The sequence below is a fragment of the Bacillus sp. ISL-4 genome (genome assembly GCF_018613275.1).
GTDB classification, from domain to species: domain Bacteria; phylum Bacillota; class Bacilli; order Bacillales; family DSM-1321; genus Peribacillus; species Peribacillus simplex_E.
In genome coordinates this window covers 89654-108253 of sequence record NZ_JAGGQN010000020.1, presented here as the reverse complement: position 1 = coordinate 108253, position 18600 = coordinate 89654, and the positions used below count along the sequence as shown (strand labels likewise).

General features: G+C 37.8%; 19 protein-coding genes. 14 read left to right on the top strand and 5 right to left on the bottom strand.

Annotation, left to right across the window (positions count from 1 at the left end):
• Positions 1 to 22 precede the first annotated feature (22 nt).
• From J7J00_RS16120 to J7J00_RS28150, 7 genes are all read left to right on the top strand, one after another.
• The gene (locus J7J00_RS16120) at positions 23 to 850 is read left to right on the top strand and encodes a transporter substrate-binding domain-containing protein (RefSeq protein ID WP_214792130.1); all 828 of its coding nucleotides are present in this window, start codon (positions 23 to 25) and stop codon (positions 848 to 850) included.
• 106 nt (positions 851 to 956) lie between these two features.
• The gene (locus J7J00_RS16115; RefSeq protein ID WP_214792128.1) at positions 957 to 1595 is read left to right on the top strand and encodes an amino acid ABC transporter permease; all 639 of its coding nucleotides are present in this window, start codon (positions 957 to 959) and stop codon (positions 1593 to 1595) included.
• A gap of 14 nt (positions 1596 to 1609) precedes the next feature.
• A complete protein-coding gene (locus tag J7J00_RS16110) occupies positions 1610 to 2260 on the top strand; it encodes an amino acid ABC transporter permease (RefSeq protein ID WP_098369524.1) in 651 nt (216 codons plus the stop codon).
• Between the two features lie 275 nt (positions 2261 to 2535).
• Entirely contained in the window at positions 2536 to 2892 is a 357-nt protein-coding gene (locus J7J00_RS16105; protein ID WP_286201399.1) for a DUF4190 domain-containing protein, read from the top strand.
• Positions 2893 to 2995: 103 nt separating this feature from the next.
• Complete coding sequence (locus J7J00_RS16100) at positions 2996 to 3316, top strand: hypothetical protein (protein WP_214792126.1); 321 nt, start codon at positions 2996 to 2998, stop codon at positions 3314 to 3316.
• Positions 3317 to 3614: 298 nt separating this feature from the next.
• A complete protein-coding gene (locus J7J00_RS16095) occupies positions 3615 to 4064 on the top strand; it encodes a nucleoside 2-deoxyribosyltransferase (protein WP_309487188.1) in 450 nt (149 codons plus the stop codon).
• 112 nt (positions 4065 to 4176) lie between these two features.
• On the top strand, positions 4177 to 4305 hold the full coding sequence (locus J7J00_RS28150; protein WP_260398137.1) for a hypothetical protein: 129 nt from the start codon (positions 4177 to 4179) through the stop codon (positions 4303 to 4305).
• 393 nt (positions 4306 to 4698) lie between these two features.
• Here the strand turns inward: J7J00_RS28150 and J7J00_RS16090 are convergent, their stop codons facing one another.
• Entirely contained in the window at positions 4699 to 5442 is a 744-nt protein-coding gene (locus J7J00_RS16090; RefSeq protein WP_286201398.1) for a L,D-transpeptidase family protein, read from the bottom strand.
• Between the two features lie 221 nt (positions 5443 to 5663).
• Between J7J00_RS16090 and J7J00_RS16085 the strand changes: the two genes are divergently transcribed.
• Complete coding sequence (locus J7J00_RS16085; protein ID WP_214792120.1) at positions 5664 to 6116, top strand: YueI family protein; 453 nt, start codon at positions 5664 to 5666, stop codon at positions 6114 to 6116.
• Between the two features lie 579 nt (positions 6117 to 6695).
• Here J7J00_RS16085 and J7J00_RS16080 read toward each other — a convergent pair.
• On the bottom strand, positions 6696 to 7763 hold the full coding sequence (locus J7J00_RS16080) for an AI-2E family transporter (RefSeq protein ID WP_214792117.1): 1068 nt from the start codon (positions 7761 to 7763) through the stop codon (positions 6696 to 6698).
• A gap of 334 nt (positions 7764 to 8097) precedes the next feature.
• Positions 8098 to 9366, bottom strand: coding sequence for an L-lactate MFS transporter (locus J7J00_RS16075; RefSeq protein ID WP_214792115.1), 1269 nt, complete (start codon positions 9364 to 9366; stop codon positions 8098 to 8100).
• 680 nt (positions 9367 to 10046) lie between these two features.
• On the opposite strand from J7J00_RS16075, the gene J7J00_RS16070 reads away from it, so the two are divergent.
• The gene (locus tag J7J00_RS16070) at positions 10047 to 11135 is read left to right on the top strand and encodes a branched-chain amino acid aminotransferase (RefSeq protein WP_214792113.1); all 1089 of its coding nucleotides are present in this window, start codon (positions 10047 to 10049) and stop codon (positions 11133 to 11135) included.
• Positions 11136 to 11178: 43 nt separating this feature from the next.
• Here the strand turns inward: J7J00_RS16070 and J7J00_RS16065 are convergent, their stop codons facing one another.
• Positions 11179 to 11865, bottom strand: a complete 687-nt coding sequence (locus J7J00_RS16065) for a response regulator transcription factor (protein WP_214792112.1) — start codon at positions 11863 to 11865, stop codon at positions 11179 to 11181.
• A 139-nt stretch (positions 11866 to 12004) separates the two neighbouring features.
• Here J7J00_RS16065 and J7J00_RS16060 point away from each other — a divergent pair, with 139 nt between their 5' ends.
• The gene (locus tag J7J00_RS16060) at positions 12005 to 12892 is read left to right on the top strand and encodes a R2-like ligand-binding oxidase (protein ID WP_214792111.1); all 888 of its coding nucleotides are present in this window, start codon (positions 12005 to 12007) and stop codon (positions 12890 to 12892) included.
• Positions 12893 to 13017: 125 nt separating this feature from the next.
• Positions 13018 to 14238 (top strand): iron-containing alcohol dehydrogenase, encoded by a 1221-nt coding sequence (locus J7J00_RS16055; RefSeq protein WP_286201397.1) that lies wholly within the window; start codon positions 13018 to 13020, stop codon positions 14236 to 14238.
• Positions 14239 to 14382: 144 nt separating this feature from the next.
• Here J7J00_RS16055 and J7J00_RS16050 read toward each other — a convergent pair whose 3' ends face one another.
• A complete protein-coding gene (locus J7J00_RS16050; protein ID WP_076369546.1) occupies positions 14383 to 14637 on the bottom strand; it encodes an alpha/beta-type small acid-soluble spore protein in 255 nt (84 codons plus the stop codon).
• A 231-nt stretch (positions 14638 to 14868) separates the two neighbouring features.
• On the opposite strand from J7J00_RS16050, the gene J7J00_RS16045 reads away from it, so the two are divergent.
• From J7J00_RS16045 to pepF, 3 genes are all read left to right on the top strand, one after another.
• Positions 14869 to 15603, top strand: coding sequence for a YqcI/YcgG family protein (locus tag J7J00_RS16045; RefSeq protein ID WP_214792109.1), 735 nt, complete (start codon positions 14869 to 14871; stop codon positions 15601 to 15603).
• 240 nt (positions 15604 to 15843) lie between these two features.
• On the top strand, positions 15844 to 16470 hold the full coding sequence (locus J7J00_RS16040) for an FMN-dependent NADH-azoreductase (RefSeq protein WP_141994436.1): 627 nt from the start codon (positions 15844 to 15846) through the stop codon (positions 16468 to 16470).
• Between the two features lie 117 nt (positions 16471 to 16587).
• The gene (pepF, locus tag J7J00_RS16035; protein WP_214792107.1) at positions 16588 to 18384 is read left to right on the top strand and encodes an oligoendopeptidase F; all 1797 of its coding nucleotides are present in this window, start codon (positions 16588 to 16590) and stop codon (positions 18382 to 18384) included.
• Positions 18385 to 18600: the final 216 nt, after the last annotated feature.

The window sequence follows — 18600 nt, the reverse complement described above, 5'->3', positions numbered from 1 at the left end:
ATAAAAAACAGGGGTGAATTGTATGTTGAAGAAAAAGAAATGGTTAAAATTATCTTTGCTATCATTACTGGCTGTCATCTTATTAGCTGGATGCGGCGGGGGGAATGATTCAGACAAAGCTGAAGAGGGTGGAGGTAAAGACAAAGAAAAAGATGTTCTCGCACAAGTGAAGGAAAAGGATAAGATCGTTTTTGGGGTGAAAAATGATACAAGGCTATTCGGACTGAAAAACCCTAAAACTGGAGATGTAGAAGGCTTTGATATTGATATCGCCAAAGCTCTTGCGGCAGAAATCCTTGGTGATGAGAATAAAGTTGAATTTAAAGAAGTGACTTCTAAGACAAGGATGGCATTATTGAATAATGGTGATATCGATGCGATTGTAGCGACCATGACGATCACGGAAGATCGTAAAAAAGAAGTTGACTTCACTGATGTTTACTTCGATGCCGGACAATCTTTGTTAGTCAAAAAGGGCAGCGATATTAAAGATATTGATAGCTTAAAAGGGAAAAAGGTATTGGCCGTCAAGGGCTCTACTTCTTCCATAAATATCCGTGAAAAAGCTCCTGAAGCACAAGTGCTTGAATTTGAAAACTATTCCGAAGCGTTCGCTGCACTTAAATCCGGACAAGGGGATGCTTTGACCACGGATGATTCCATCCTTTATGGAATGGCGGATGAAGATCCAAGTTATGTACTTGTTGGCGGTACATTTACGGAAGAGCCTTATGGAATTGCCGTGAAAAAAGGAAATGCTGACTTTGTTGACGAGTTGAATAAAGCCCTTAAGTCACTTAAAGATTCAGGCAAGTACGATGAAATCCATGATAAATGGATTAAACATTAAACATTTTAGCAAATGTATAAGGGAAGCTGACCTTAAATAACATTTGAACATTTGTCTGTGAGGATGAGCGTTTTGCTCATCCTTACTAGTTAAAGGAGTGTACGCCGTGCTTGATTTCTCCATTTTAACAGAGAACCTGGATATGTATTTATTAGGCTTTAGAAATACGATCATGTCGAGTCTGATTGCGTTGATAGCGAGTTTGATTCTTGGTGTGCTTATTGCTATCATGCGGATTGCGCCGGTAAAGCCACTAAACTGGCTGGGTACCGCCTATGTCGAGTTCATTCGGAATATACCGTTATTGATCATTACCTTTTTCCTCTTTCTTGGTCTTAAACTAAGCGGTCTATACGCAGGGACATTGGCCTTGACCATTTACACTTCATCTTTCATAGCTGAGGCAATTCGGGCGGGCATACTTTCCGTGCCAAAGGGTCAAATGGAAGCTGCCCGTTCATCAGGTCTGACATATGGGCAGGCAATGAGGCTCGTCATATTGCCACAGGCCGTTAAAATAGTCATACCTCCTTTAGGGAACCAATTTATCAATCTAGTTAAGAATTCTTCCATTTTAGCCGTCGTAGCAGGACTCGATCTTATGTACCACGGGGATTTGATTTCTTCAAGGACATTTGTCGTGTTTGATGTGTACATTTTCGTTGCAGCGTTTTACTTAATACTTACCATTCCTTTAAGTTTTGGCGTTGGTTATTTGGAAAAACGTCTGGCTAGGAGTAATTGAGGGAGGTATATGATATGGATTTTGCAGGTGCCTATACACCAGATAATCTAAAGTTTTTATTAGAAGGATTTTGGGTAACGCTCCAGGTAGCTTTTATATCCATTATTCTAAGTTTCATTATTGGCGGGCTTGTAGGTATAATCCGTTATGCAAAGGTGCCGGTGTTATCACAAATATTAGCTCTGATTGTAGAAACGGTACGTAATTTACCGCTGTTATTAATAATATTTTTTACGTATTTTGCTTTGCCGGAGGTGCGAATTAAACTGGAAATCATTCCAGCAGCCATTGTTGCCTTGACAATTTTCGAGTCTGCCATGCTTTCTGAAGTCATTCGAAGTGGGCTTAAATCGATTGATAAAGGCCAAATGGAAGCTGCCCGTTCATCAGGCTTGAGCTATACACAGGCATTGATACATATTATTCTGCCCCAAGCGCTGCGCCGCATGGTTCCTCCTATTGTCAGCCAATTCATTTCATTATTAAAGGATACCTCTTTAGCTGTTGTCATCTCTTTACCGGAACTGACTCATCATGGTCAAATCATATATGGACAAAGTCAAAAGTACTTAATACCTATTTTGATCCTGGTGGCTCTCATGTATTTCATTGTTAACTATTGTCTTTCTTTGGTAGCCCAGAGACTTGAATTGAAACGAACCTAAGAAAACGACTCAGAAATGAGTCGTTTTCTACTTGTCTACAAAAGGAGGTTCGGATTGATCCCATCTCACCTCGGACCATGGTTATAAAAGAAGACATTGATATTCTCATGTAATTTTTACTTTTTTTAATAGGGATGAGTCCCCAACCAGCTTGAAGAATTTGCGACACAACTACCGAATAACTGGCTAGATGAGACACCGCTAGATGCTTGCGGCGAGAAGGATTGGCAGACAATGGAAAGGGAGCGGATTTCTGAAATCATCTGGAATATTAGATGTATAAGTTCACAAAAAACGAATCTTTTCCTTTTACTAACCGTATATATAAAGGAAGAAAGAAGGTGGAATATATGTCGGAAATCAAACAAAGCAATAGCAAAGCGATTGTAGCATTGATCATGGGGGTATTATCACTGTTAATTCCATTCATAGGCATCATATTAGGTATTCTAGGTTTAATATTTGCATCGAAGAGTAAACAAGAAATTAAGCTTACTGGTGAATCTGGAAATGGATTAGTGACAGCTGGAAAAGTGTGCAGCATTATTGGAATAATCTTGAATGTTGTCGTGATCCTGATCTTCTTTGTGTTTTTTTATTTCGCAGTAAGTACGGACATAACAACCTATTGAATGTAACTTGACAAACAAAGAAAAGTAAATTAAACCTATAAAAAATGGAAATTCATGTTATAATTAATTTAAAAATCTAAATATTGTATGAAGGGATGATATTTTGACCATTCAAATCTTTGAGTATCCAGCCGTATTCTATTATGAAAAGCACCCGTTGATTATCGATTCTTTCTCCGTTCAAGTTTGTTTCCCGGATTTTAAGCGAGAAGGTATTATTTCTTCCGTTAGCGGTAGGAATCGGGTAGATGCCTTAGCTTGTGCTCAAGAACTGTTGGAAGCCATGGTCGAACATTTTATTCACGATGAAAAAACAATCCCGGATGCAAGTGAAATGGAAAAGGTGAATCTGGATAGGGGAATTAATATTTGTGAGGCTGCACCCTTCAGGATTGAAATAGAAAATATCACATATGAAAAATAAAAAAACCTTGCCGATTAGGGGACAAGGTTTTTATTTGTATTTTTTTACATTCAATGAACATTTTGTAACCCGAAATGTCAAACCAAAATTAGTACATGGTTTATTATTTTTTGAGTAAGCTGAAGTCGACGGTGAAAATGATTCCACTGTAAACTTGAAAAACCATCATTACCTTAAAAGGAATGATGGTTTTTTGTTTCGCTTGAATCCCTTTAATTATTTTTTATTTTTGGGTAAAGGATATTGCGTTCTTTATAACGAATATGTATAGTATAGGTAACATAGGTAAAAAGTATCAATAGTTATATATTTTGGAGGTGTATGTGTGAAATATTATATAGCATCAGACGAAAAAAATATGAAGCAAGTAAGGTCATTGATCAAGAAATTGACTTCAAAAGGGTTTACTTGTGTGAATGACTTGAATTTAATTACGAATGATGAGAAAAACCAAATAACGGACGACATTGGAGAATATGAAAAAAAGGGGATTGAGGAAGCCGACTTCATGCTGATCTTCCTAACAGCAGGAAAAGGTAATCTATATGAGCTTGGATATGCTTTATCTTTAAATAAGAAAATTATTGTGTATTCACCCGAGAAAGACAATTATCATATTAATAAAAAATCAATATTTCATAATCTGCCCGAGGTTACAATCTGCAGCGGGACCTTTTATAAGCTGGTTAAAATGATACATACGCTTTCTCCGGAAGGATCTGAAAAAGACTCATTGCATCTAAAATGAATGTCAAATGTAAAATTTAAAGGATACCCTCTAATAAAATTTCTTTTGAACGAAGTGTTTAATGTATTAAAAAATGAGGGTAAAGACCATTAAAAAAAGGGAGAGGACTGTTTTGGCCATTATTGATATCGACCAATTATTGTCAGCCACTGAAGCGATTGCAGAAGAGTCAGTTCCATTCCATCTTGATACATTTGACATCGATCAACTTTTAGATAAAACGGATTATTGGAATTGGTAAGGAAAAGCATGCCCAGAGAGGATGTGCTTTTTTTCTGATTGAAAATAACCTGATTACCAGTATGAAAATAATACATGTAATCAGGCAAGTGAGGATAATTTAGATAAAGTTAAAAACGGCGTCCTTTTACGAATCCTAAAATCACAAACATCGCGATGGTACCAATTACAAAAATTGCTTTAATGGATGTTAAGAGAATTTCATCGTACATTTGTATTACCTCCTTGTATGTAATGACAATGCGATTATGATTAGCTGTTGATGTATAAATTATAACATAAAGTCAATAACTGATGGTGGGAAATTAAAGACGATATGGGTAATAATGTATAGGTTGTACAATTAAAACATAAAAAAAGATATCCTCTAAACAGTGGATATCGGTAATGAAATTTATTTAAGTCCAAGCGCTTTTTTCGTTTTTGGTCCGACGACCCCATCGGAAGTGAGTTTTTTGGATTTTTGAAATTTCTTTACAGCAGCTTCAGTATTTTTTCCAAATGACCCATCTACTCCTTTAGTGCTATATCCAAGATTAGTTAATCTTTTTTGCAGTTCAATTACTTGGGGGCCACTGCTTCCTTTCTTCAGGGAAGCGTTGGTATTTACGGGTAGGCTCACAGATCCGATCACTTTATATCCATTCGTGGCAGCTATGGTGGCAAATGATTTATTCGAACTGGCAATCAACACTACAGTGTTCATTTTCACCCTATCGTACAGCCATTGAACATCATTGTTATACATACGAATACAACCGGCACTTATATATTTCCCAATGGTGTTAGGATCATTATTGCCGTGTATTGCGTACGTATTTCCTGGTGTATTCCTTGCATTGATCCCCAGCCATCTTTTTCCTAGAGGGTTTTTTGGGTCTCCGCCTCTAATGTTGCCTTTATAATAGGGACGATTCACAATCTTTGTCACTACCTTGAACTTTCCTTCAGGAGTGTAGGAGGCTTTCTTTCCTGTCGCCACGCTGAATACCCTCACCAAATTATCATTTTCGTAATAGGCAAGCTGATTATTGGCTTTATTGATGATAATCAGTTGTCTTGCTGCCGCATCTGAAGTATTACTGAACCCAACAAAACTAAAAGCGAATAATAATATAAATACAATTAATTTTTTCAAATTTTTCCCCGTCCCTCTTTTAAGCAACCTACATTTACACATATACTATCCTATGCATGAAGTGAAGCTAGAGTGACAATTTTTTAAAGTGGGGGTAGACTAAAAATGTGTAATATTAAATCCAGAGCACTTTCTGCTTTTTGGCATACCCAGAAAATGATGGGCACTATTTTTGGCCATATTACATACATTATTGAAGTGAAAGCGGAGGTGGGAAAGAATTGTCACGCCTAAAGGTGGAGGACTATCTAGAACAAGGCATCCATGGTCCAAAAGAAATCAAGCCTGGTGAACGTAGGGAATTTCTGGGCACATTACGGGAGCGCGTCGTCATCGTCCTAAAAAAAAGGCAAGTCTTTGAAACGAATGTATATCCGGAGATAGAGCAAATGATGAAGAAGCATCCCCGTTCAAATTTGTTTTTAAATGGTCAGATGGACTATCAATATATAGGGAAATATATAAAATTGGCAATGAGTCATAATATTCCTTACAAAATTGTCCTAAACAAAGAGCATAACTCCGATTTGGGTCTGGTATTAGCAGAAATTAATGCCATAAATAAAGAAGAAATTTATATCGAGAAGCAATATCATGCCCAGCAAGTTATTAAAAAGAAAAGCTTCAAAGCATTTTTCAAACGCTGTATTAAAAAATTATTAAACAAACGTTGATAGAATTATCAACGTTTTTAGTTTGTCTACAAAAGGAGGCACGGAATGGTCTCACCCCGAACCATGATTTTAAAACAAAAATAGGTTACCCTTCTTGTTACGGTTTTATGAAATCAACTGGAACTTTTATTGGGGGTTTGTAAAATTTGAACTTTCATTTCCACTCCAGGCACTCGCTTTTCGCGGGCGGTCCGGGGAGCCTCCTCGGCGCTCTTTGCCCCTGTGGGGTCTCCCTTGGACGCGTTTTCCCCGCAGGAGTCTCGCACCTTCCGTTCCAATCAACTGAATTAGACAATTCTAATGGTTTTTAACTGTTTTAAACCCTCACTAGATTGAAGAATTATGCGGCACTCCTCCCTAGTAACAGGCTAACCATGCCTCCAAAGACGCTTGGCAGACAGTCGGCGAAAAGGGAGCGGATTTGAAATCAATTGGAACTTTTTTGAAAGAAAAACTGCAGGCAAACCCGCTTCTCATAGAGGTTGTCTACAATCTAAAACGTTGATGGGAAAAAATACTTCTAATAGGAATACTTAGGATGGAGCTCCTTAATTAAAGTGCGTAGACAACTATTCTTGTTTATGTAACCCTTTTCCGTAATCTATAAAACTTCCTGAAATTCCCTATAATTGTTTTTACTACGGAATAAGCGGGGATAGCGATTAAAATGCCAACGAAACCGTATATTGATCCTGCAGCAAGCAGCAATAAGATAATGGTAAGCGGGTGAATGTTAAGCCGTTTTCCCATAATATTCGGTGTAACCAAGTGCCCTTCGACCTGTTGAACAACGGTAAGGACAATGAGTACTTTCACTGCCAACCCAATGTCTTGCTGTAAGGCAATGAAAAGGGCAGGGATGATGCTTATTAATGGACCAAGGAATGGTACAACGGTAAAAATCATGGCTAATATGGCTAATACGAGTGCATAATCGAGACCGATAATCAGGTAGCCGATATACATCAAAGTCCCAATGACGATTGATATGATAAATTGACCGATAATATAAGTTGAAAGGGCTTTATCGACGTCTTTTAAAATCGTGTTCCCCTCTGATTCAACATCGTTCGGTATATATTTTAATAGAAATGGTCTTAATTTATCTCCATCCTTCAAGAAATAGAATAAAATGAATGGTGTAATGACCAATACTGTTAATACACTAGTGATCGTGGAAAAAATGGTATTGACATTCACTAATAGTTTTTCCGAGTAATCTTTCAAATGCGTGACCGCTTTTTCTTTTATAACTTCCATATTAACCATGCCAAAATCATTTTTTTCAATCATCACTTCAGATTCTTTAGAGAATTCCTTGACTTTGCTGGGGAGGTTTTCAGATAATTTTTGAAATTGGTCCACGATTACAGGACTTCCAAAGTAACTTACCATCCCAATCATGCTAAATATAATCAAAAACACGGTGAAGATGCTAGCTGACCTCGGGATAAATTCAGTTAATAAGTTAACGACCGGCCGTAATATATAGTATAAAAGCCCAGCCGCAATAATTGGGAAAAACATGGCAGCAATGATTTTTTGTAGCGGCAGCAGAACGTAATCAATCTTACCTAGTAAAAAAATAATTAAAATGATCAAAATGGTCGCGCATGCATATTTGAAAAACGGTTTATTGATCCACAAGACTATCCCCCCTAATTCCATCTCTTACTTGATTCCCTGATTTAGCTTAATGTTAAACTATATAACTTGTTCAAATGTTTGGTGCAAAACATGTTATAATGATGAACGTTTATCATTCAACTTTAATTCGATTGTAATGGTTAAATTTAGAAATGGTCACAACTGCACGAGCAAAGGTTCCGGAGGGGATGACATAATCCATAAAATCTCCGGATGTGCTTCAGTTCCAAAAGATACACCGTTATGGCCATAAACAAACTAAAAAAAGGCATCATCAAAGGTAAATTCCGATTAGGGAAGTTTACTTGATAATGCCTTTTTGCAAGGTTTTAAATTAGGATATTTTACTAAATGTGTTCGATACTCCTTGTTTATGTTCACTTTGCATTTTTTTAATGTCGAGACGCAGCCAAATGGAGATGGCGAATGCTATCGTAATTAATGCTGCGAAAACGTAGAATACCGGGATGTAACTGTTCGTACTTTCCCTGATTGCAGTAACCAACATTGGTCCGCAAACCCCGCCTAGTGACCATGTAGTTAAAAGGTAACCGTGGATGGCCCCAATTTCCTTAGTTCCAAATAAATCCCCGGCAAATGCAGGGAGATTTGAAAATCCTCCTCCATAACAACTAACGACCAGCAAGATGAGACCTTGGAACAATAGTGTATTTGTAGTCGTTGGAAGTAAAAGGAACGCTCCGATTTGAATGATGAAGAAAATGACAAAAACATTTGGACGTCCAATATAATCAGATGCTGCTGCCCAGCCAAGTCTTCCTCCGCCATTAAAGATTCCCATAATGCCGACTAATGTTGCTGCACCTGCTACCGACAGACCTACAACGTCTTGGGCCATCGGTGAAGCTACCGAAATCATCATGATCCCTGCACTTGTATTTATCAATTTCATGGACCATAACATCCAGAAGTGTTTAGTTTTAACCGCTTCTTTTGCAGTTAATTGCCTTAGGTCTTTCTTCAGTTCTTTCTTACCGGACTCAATATCTTTTTTCATTCCTTCAGGTAGCCAGTTGGCCTTTGGAGGTGCAATATAGGATGCACCTAAGAACATCAGTATGAAATAGCCTGCTCCTAAAATATAATATGTAGTATAAATGCCAACGGATTCCATAAGGCTTGCAGCTACTGGAGCTGTAATGAGAGCTCCGGCACCGAATCCTAATACTGCCATTCCTGTTGCCAATCCCCGGCGATCTGGGAACCATTTGACTAAAGTGGATACTGGTGAAATGTACCCGATCCCCATGCCAAGTCCACTTAAAACCCCATATGTCAATAGGTAAAGCGGAAGTGAATCGACCATTACTGCTAAACCGGAACCGGCTTGTCCTAAACCGAATAATACAGCTGCGACCATAGCTGACTTTCTTGGACCATTTTTTTCCACGAATTTACCAAAGAAGGCTGCGGAAGTTCCTGCAAGCGCCATCATTATTGTGAATGCTAACGTTACTTCAGTTTCTGACCACCCCATAGTCTCAACTAAAGGTTTTTTGTATACGCTATAGGCGTATGCACCACCAATGGAAAGGTGAATGGCGATAGCTGATAAAGCGATTAACCATCTGTTTTTTGTCATGTTGTTACCCCTTTTCTTCAAAAATAAGAAAGTTGCATGCGTTTTATCTATAATATCTAGTTTTGCATGCGTTTTATCTATCTTGTGGGATAAGTATATAAGATTATTATTTAGTAGTAAACTACTAAATAGAATTTCATGAAAAATTTTCCTATTTATTCCATTGGATTAAAATTGGAAATGGCACGAAAAAACCACTTTATGAATCAGTATAAAAAATGATATATTTTCTTAGGTTTTATAATATACATATAAGTTTTAGGTATCAGCTTTAAGTGTTTTTAGAGCACTTGTAATCACGAACCTCCTGCACATCATTTTTATCAATTTTTGGTTATAAAAGGGAATGATTGAATGTACTTAAGGTGCCATGATGGAATACCTAGAAATATTCTCATTGGCTTTATTGTAATTATTTTGTTAAAATAAACTAATATTTACGAGCTCAAGTTATCTTAGCGAACTATCGGAAGGGATATTTTTTGAGAGGTTTCAGGAATAAATCATTCTTTTTTCAGGAATCATAGTCTGGAAATCAAAAAAATTCCATTTATTTTAAAAAAATTCCGAAAATTTCGTCTTAAAGGCTTGAACTATGATTCCTGATAGGAGTAAACTAATAAAAGATAGATTTTATGGAAGTGAAATCTTGTAAATTTAATCAACAAGGGGTTTTGGTAATGAAGGAACATGACATGCAAATCACGCTTAGTACAACAAAGAAAGAAAAACCACAGGCGGACCAGCTTGAGTTCGGTAAGCAGTTTACCGATCATATGTTTATTATGGATTACACACAAGGGCAAGGGTGGCATGATCCAAGAATTGTTCCTTATCAACCGCTCTCATTAGAGCCATCAGCTATGATTTTTCACTATGGTCAATCCGTTTTTGAAGGATTGAAGGCATATGCAACATCAGAGGATGAAATTATCTTATTCCGTCCGGAAAAGAATTTCCAACGCTTAAATAGTTCAAATAGCCGATTATGCATACCTGATATCGACGTTGATTTTGCGTTGAAGGCCTTAAAGACTTTAATTAGCGTTGATAAGGATTGGGTTCCTCAGTCAGAAGGGACATCCTTATATATCAGGCCATTCATTATAGCTACTGAGCCATATCTAGGAGTTTCTCCATCGGATAAATATCAGTTCATCATAATCATGTCACCAGTGGGCTCGTATTATAAAGAAGGCATTCATCCAGTTAAAATTGCAGTGGAGTCAGCATTCACACGTGCAGTTAATGGAGGTACAGGAGAAGCCAAAACGGGCGGTAATTATGCATCGAGCCTAAAAGCCCAGGAAGTATCCGAAAAGATGGGTTATGCTCAAGTTCTTTGGTTAGACGGAGTGGAGAAAAAGTATATCGAAGAAGTTGGAAGCATGAATGTTTTCTTCAAAATTAATGGTGAAATCATCACTCCTGCTTTAAATGGAAGTATCCTTCCGGGTATTACTCGTGATTCCATTATCGAATTGCTGAAACATTGGGGTCTTCCCGTGTCGGAAAGACGCATTTCGATGGAGGAAGTCCATGAAGCCTATAAATTAGGTCAATTGGAAGAGGCCTTTGGAACAGGTACAGCAGCAGTCATATCACCAATTGGTGAATTTTTGTGGAATGGTGAAGAAATGGTTGTTCAAAGCGGGGAAACTGGCGAACTTTCTAGAAAGCTTTATGATACACTGACAGGTGTTCAAACAGGTAAAGTCGCAGACGAGTTGAACTGGACTACGAAAGTTGAAGAAAAAGTGACTCAATGATACTTAAACAAAAAAAACCTTCTTTGAAGGTTTTTTTTTGTTTTCACATAATCATTTTGTGTCTTATGGCAACCGCGACGGCCTCTGTCCGATGATTCACTCCCAATTTCCTGATTGCAGAAGAAATATGATCTCTGACGGTAAATTCACTAACGCTCATTTTTGGTGCCATTTGCTTTAATCCCATTCCATTGGCTAAATATTGAAGGACCTCCACTTCACGTTTGCTTAGAAGGTAACTGGGAGGGTCGGAATCCAATGTTGAACCGACAGCCAATTTTAAATAATGGGAAAGCTTCATTAAATCATTCTTGGTAACAGGCTCGGTGGCATGAATGGGGTCAACCAACACTAAACCGATGGCCATGTCATTCACGATTATCGGAATGATCGCCAATGAAGAGATGGAAAATCTTTTAACGTATTTTGCAGGTATGGAAGATTGCGCATGCTGAATGGTTAAGTATATGGGCTTATTATGGATGACTGCTTGGTGGAGGGGGTATATATCATGAATATTTTCTTTAACATTATGTAATGAAAAGGTAGCTTCACTTGTACATGCACATATTCCTTCACCCATGCCTGTTAAATATGAGTAACTGAATAAAGATGCTCGTTGGAATGAAAAAAAATCTACACAGCCTTTTACGATCATTTGTGATTTAATTGCCATATCTTTTTGATGGGAAATCTTTTTTACATGATTCATTAGGGTTTCCTCAAGCATTCGACTTTATTCCTCCCTACATTTTCAGTGCTAGGATAAATGCTACTAATATCTTACAATATAATGAAAACTCTTACAAATTAAATAGAGTCTTAGAGATTCAAAACTTTAAAGTTCATAATTTCAAGGAGGCATTACCATGAAAAGAATGAATTTAACGACCACCAGCAGAAGTTTTAGAGAAGGTTCCCTACCATTTAAACTTTATCAAAAGGCTAAGAAATTCGGTATATGGAATCCTCGTGACATTGATTTCAGCCAGGATAAAGAAGATTGGAAGTCATTTACTGATATTGAAAGGCAAGTGTTATTAAGGATCATTTCCCTTTTTCAGGGCGGAGAAGAAGCGGTGACTTTGGATTTGCTGCCGCTCATTATGACGATAGCAAAGGAAGGCAGGATCGAAGAAGAAATGTACTTAACGACATTCCTTTTCGAGGAAGCGAAGCATATGGAGTTCTTTCGTTATACGTTAGATCAAATAGGTGAAACGGGTGATTTGACGGTTTATCACTCAGACACTTATAAATCGATTTTTTATGAAATATTGCCTGAAGCGATGGAGAGACTTTTATCCGATCAATCCCCTGAAGCATTGGCGGAAGCAGCCACTGTTTATAATATGTTTACCGAGGGTGTACTTGCAGAAACTGGATATTTCGGGTTTTATCAGACTCTCGAAGCTAATAAAATGATGCCAGGTTTATTAAAAGGCGTGGGTCTGTTGAAGAAGGATGAATCACGCCATATTGCTTATGGGACCTTCCTGCTACAGAGAATCATCAGTGAACATCCACATATCTTTAAACAGGTTGAAAAGAGAATGGAGGAACTTTCACCACTGGCCATCGCGTTAAATACGGAGGGATATAATCGGTTCGGAAATCCATTTGATAATGACCAACAAGCTATATTGAATTTTACCATGAAACAATTATCAGTGCGGATGGAGATTTTAGCCAGGGCAAAAGGAAAGGGGATTGAAGAGATCTATCAAACTAACGAAATGGAATATGGGGTTTTGTAAAGCCAATAAAAGAGACAAGCTTATTGTCCATTTTACATTTGCTAATGGGCCATCAGAAACTTGGTAGCAGGGCATGAACAATTCTTAATAGCGAATATAGACTAATATATCTGAGGTGAAATTTTATGATGGTAAACGCTCATTCGAATTTTTGGTTAAGGTCTTCAGTTTACAGTGGCACTAACACTCGTTCACTCATTCCGGACCTATTCAATGGTCTCGGGGCCAAAAGGATTCTACTCGTGAGTGATGCGGGCTTGGAAAATGCAGGTGTCGTTAAAAAAGTTGCCGAAACTTTTGAGCAACAAAAATTAGGTGCCAGAGTTGAAATAGTTGGACAGTTTCTGGATGTTACACAAGACGCAGCTAGTCAATGTGTAAACGCAGCATTGAAATATGCACGCAAAGTGAATGCCGATGCCATACTTGCCATTGTTGGAGGGAGTGTCATTGATACAGCAAAAGCATTGAAATTCGGATTATATAAAGGAATTACGGATATAAATGATTCGATACCAAGCGGTTATCTGTATGAGGGTTTTTCAAAAGCCCAATCTATGAATATCCCGCATATTTCCGTAGCCACAACAGCAGGGACCGGTTCTGAAGTATCCCCGATCGCGGTCATATATAATGAACATAAAAAAGTCAAAATGAATATATACAATGTTTTTTTAAGTTCGGATGTTGCCATTCTAGATCCCGAATTAACAGTCGGACTGCCGTCTGACATTACGGCGTTTACTGGTGCAGATGCATTGACACATGCAATTGAAGCAATCGTTTCACCTGCAGCGACATCAATAACCGATGCATATGCATATCAGGCCATTCGAGTTATTGAAAGAAACTTACCGAGGGCCGTAAAGGACGGAACGAACATTGAGGCCAGAATGGAAATGCTGCATGGAAGCATGATGGGAATCACTGCATTTTGTAGTGCACTGAATGCGATTCCGGTTCATAACTTTGCCCATGCATATGGGGCGTTATTCCGTATTCCGCACGGATTGGCCAATGCCGTGTTATTACCGGTCGTCATGGAATCAACCTCGGATTTATATCTTCCAAAGGCCCATTTGATAGCCGAAGCCTTTAGTGTGAAAATACATGATGAAGATTCAAAAGGGATCTTAGCAAAAGTGGTAGAAAAGCTCCGCGTTTTCTTATCTGATCTTGGGCTGCCCTCCGATTTCAGCGCATATGGAATTAACCAGTCAGATATGGGAAGAATTCTTAAAGCAGTAATGACGGATCCAGCTGCCACTAATTACCCGATGTCAGAGGAATTAATAATGTCAGTAGTTTCAAGAGTTTCAAGAGTTTCACCCGTGAGAATTAATTAATACTAAAAAAGCCAGCCCATAAAGGTTGGCTTTTTTGCGTTGTGTAATAATTGCCATATGTTAAGTCCCGAAATTTTTCGTTCAGTCAGTTCGTTTCGATATATGATCTTTTAAAGGAGCAACCCCAACCGGAATCGACTCTTGTTAATGTTTTTTTCCTAAGTTCTCCTGTGCCATCTTTATAAGTTCCTTGACCATTCCTCCGCCTAACTTTCCGCCTATTTTTCCATTCTGCTTGGATGTCAGTTCACCGTTATAATCTTTTTTCAGGGGTACGCCCATTTCTTTTGCTACTTCAAACTTTGCTTCTTCGGGGTTCTTTGTACCAGCAACTTTGGCTTTTAAATCATCGAGTCCTTTTCGCGCTTCAGATACTAAAATTTTCCTTCTCCTTGCCAATTTGCATCACTCCTATTTTTTTCTTAGGTTATCCTAATGTAAAGAAAATGATTAATATGCAGATCGAAAGTTTTTTACTTGGAATCCCGATGAATCGGGAGGCAGTCATAAACTCTTAAATAAAGAAGTAAATATATAGGATGCGATTGATTGAGTTTATTTGCAGTCCGAAGAAGTTTTAGTTTATTTAAAGCGGGTAACATATAATAAAATGATTTAAGGAGAAAAATGATGCTGACTGCTAATTCAAGTTTGTTAACAAAAGAAGATATGACAAATCCCGATCGAGTGCCGCAATGGTTAATTAAGGAATATCAAACATTCCATAATACAGTGACCGATAAAACCTTCCCTTGTTATTTTGGTATGAAAGCTGAAAATAAAGGGGAACTTCGTTATGCTTATATCACACAGGAAGATTGGTCCAATCTCCCAAAAGCAGTGGAAAGCTTTCTTGATTTATTTCAGGAACCACCATATATCAGGCATGGCCTTTTTGTCTTTATGGAGCCTGAATCGATAGAGGGTGATATAGAATTTTACCGTAAAAGGTTTTGGGATATCCTGCAATACCTGCATAAAGCGGATAAAAAACCTTGGCCAATTGAAAAGCCGAAAGATCCCGAGCATTATTTATGGGACTATCATTTTGCAGGGGAACCAATCTTTGTCTTTGGTAATGCACCTGCTTATAAAAAGCGTAAAACCCGAGATTTAGGAAATAGCCTTGTACTTGGATTCCAACCCCGGATGATCTTTGAAGGCCTGGAAGGAACGGAAAAAGGCGGAATCATGTCGCGTGAAAAGGTTCGGGAACGAGTGGAGAAATGGGATAACCTCCCTAAACATCCTGATATCAGTCACTTTGGAGATGTAAATCATAATGAATGGAAACAATTTTTCATAGGGGATGATATAGAACCGATAAAAGGTAAGTGTCCCTTCCATCATAAAGGGTTAACTTAACCGAGAGCAAATTGCTCTCGGTTTTTTCGCATCTTACTTTTCTTACTTAGAAGGCATCGGGGATAAAAAATCAAGGCGTGGAAAATACGTAAAATGTACATTTGAAAATAAAAAACATATCTCTTGCCTTATTGGATTTTCAGTTTTATAATGTGAAAGTAGCAATTGCAGTTAATTCGAGATATATGGATTAAATGCTATTTTTAAAAACATACAAAATTAACAATTGGGGGAACTAAAATGTCTAAAGTATTATTTGTTAAATCAAATGACCGCCCTGCGGATCAAGCTATTAGTGTCAAAATGTATGAAACGTTTTTGAACACATATAAGGAAGCAAATAGTAACGATGAAATAACTGAATTGGATTTATTTAAACTGAACTTACCTTACTACGGAAATACAGCAATTACTGCCCTATATAAACGCAGCCAAGGTATGGAATTGACTGAAGAAGAAGTGAAGATTGCCGATATCGTGCAACAATACTTGAATCAGTTCCTTGCTGCCGATAAAGTAGTATTTGCCTTCCCGCTATGGAATGCAACGGTTCCGGCACCATTGGTCACTTATATTTCTTATCTTGCTCAAGCGGGAACTACATTCAAATATACAGCTGAAGGCCCAGTCGGCTTAGCTGGAGGTAAAAAAGTGGCATTACTTAATGCACGCGGATCCGATTATGCATTGCCTGGAATGGATGCTGGCGAAATGGCAGAGAAATACGTAACGATGAATTTAAACTTATGGGGCATAACAAACCCAGAAACAGTTGTTATTGAGGGACATAATCAATACCCAGATCGCTCACAGGACATCGTTGCAGAAGGATTGGCGAAAGTTGCTGAAACTGCAGCAAAATTCTAATTATAAAAGCGGAAACCAGTATGTATTTTTAGCATACTGGTTTTTCTATGCAGATTTTTCTGAAAGTCGATTATAATAAAGAGTAAGCCTATAAGCATGAAAGGAAGTGCAGACAATATGCAAACGTTTAAATCACGTGACGAAATAAAAATAGAAGAAACATGGAACTTAAAGGATATTTACGATGATCAGTCTAATTGGGAAAAAGATTATCAAGAAGTCCTGAAGATGACAGAAAAATTAAAAACTTACGATGGACATATTCAGTCGGCTCAAGATTTGTTCGAGTATTTACGATTAAGTGAGGAACTTGGGTACATTTATAACAAGCTATATGTTTTTGCCATGCTGCAAGCGGATTTGGATACACGGGTAACCACATCACAAGCATTACTGGATCGGGCTGGTAAGTTAGGGCAGAAAATAAGTAATGCTTCTGCATTTTTCATGCCTTTTCTTTTGAGCCTGGAAGAACAAACATTAAAAGGGTACATAAATGAAATCGAGGGTTTGAAATATTTTGAGGAGGATCTACTGGATTCTTTCCGCTATAAAGCCCATGTGTTAACGAAAGAACAAGAAGAGGTGCTTTCCCAAATAGGCGAAGCCTTTTCAGCACCTCAAAAAACGTTCGGGATGATAAACAATGCTGATATTAAATTTGGGGAAGTTACGAATGAAGACGGCGAGAGGGTAGAGCTGACTCGAGGATTGTATTCCAAATTGATTGAAGACGATGATCGCGATAAAAGAAAAGAGGCCTATTTCGCCTATTATCAGCCATATATACAATTGAAGAATACAATCGCTTCCACACTTTCCACAGCAATCAAGAATAATGTGAATCTGTCAAAACTAAGAAATTATCCATCTGCCTTGGAAAAATCATTATTTGGAGATCAAGTTCCAAAAGAGGTTTATGATAATTTGATTATGTCTACTAAGCAAAATATCGGACCCATGCATAAATACATTCATTTAAGAAAAAAATTGCTGGGTGTAGAAGAATTGCGTGCCTATGATTTAAGTGTACCATTAGTAGAAGGCGCTAAAGAGGAGATTTCTTACGATGATGGTTTTTCTTTGATGTTGGAGGCGCTGAAACCTCTTGGCGAAGAGTATATCACAATCCTGAAAACCTTTAAGGAAAAAAGGTATATCGACGTCAGGGAAACACCTGGAAAACGTTCAGGTGCTTACAATATAGGACTTTATGGTGTTCACCCATTCATCTTATTAAATCACCGTGATGACTTAGACAGTGTATTTACACTTGCACATGAATCTGGACATGGCATGCATTCATACTATAGCTCAAAATACCAACCGCAAATAAGTGCTGGGTATTCCATTTTTGTCGCTGAAGTTGCTTCCACTGTGAATGAAATCCTTTTGATTCGCCATTTAATTAAGACTACAAAAGATGTACAGAAGAAAAAACACTTACTTAACCATTTCATAGATAGTTTTAAAGGAACATTCTTCACACAGGTGATGTTTGCGGAGTTCGAAAAGATCGTACATGAAAAAGCTGAAAATGATGAACCTCTAAATGCAGAGGTTTTTAATACGGCCTATGAATCGATATTTCGTGCTTATAATGGAGATGAAATAATTTTCGATGAAGAAGTGAAGTATGGATGGTCACGCATCCCGCACTTTTATCGTCCGTTTTATGTCTACAAATATGCTACTGGTTACGTTTCAGCCATTACTATCGCTGATAAGATCCTTTCTGGGGACAAAAAAACACTTGAAAGTTATTTGACTTTCTTGAAAAGCGGGAGTTCTGATTTCCCATTGGAGCTGCTTAAGAAAACAGGCGTAGATTTAACTAAACCTGATCCAATCGAAAATGCAATGAAGATTTTCAGTGATCTGGTCGACCAATTCACTGATTTGACAGAAGGCTAATCTAAACCATTTCTTCCAAAAGAGCCCATGGTATGATGTTATAAAAAATGCTATAGTTAAAACATTGGCGTAGGAAAGGCCCAATCAATAGATTGGGCCTTATTTTATATGCTTAAGAAATAGGTAATTCGCGAAAAAAGTCATGGTGACAGCGTTATTTTAAACATCGGAGCCTAGCCAATGGGCCAGTTTCTTTGTATTTCAATGGCATATTTT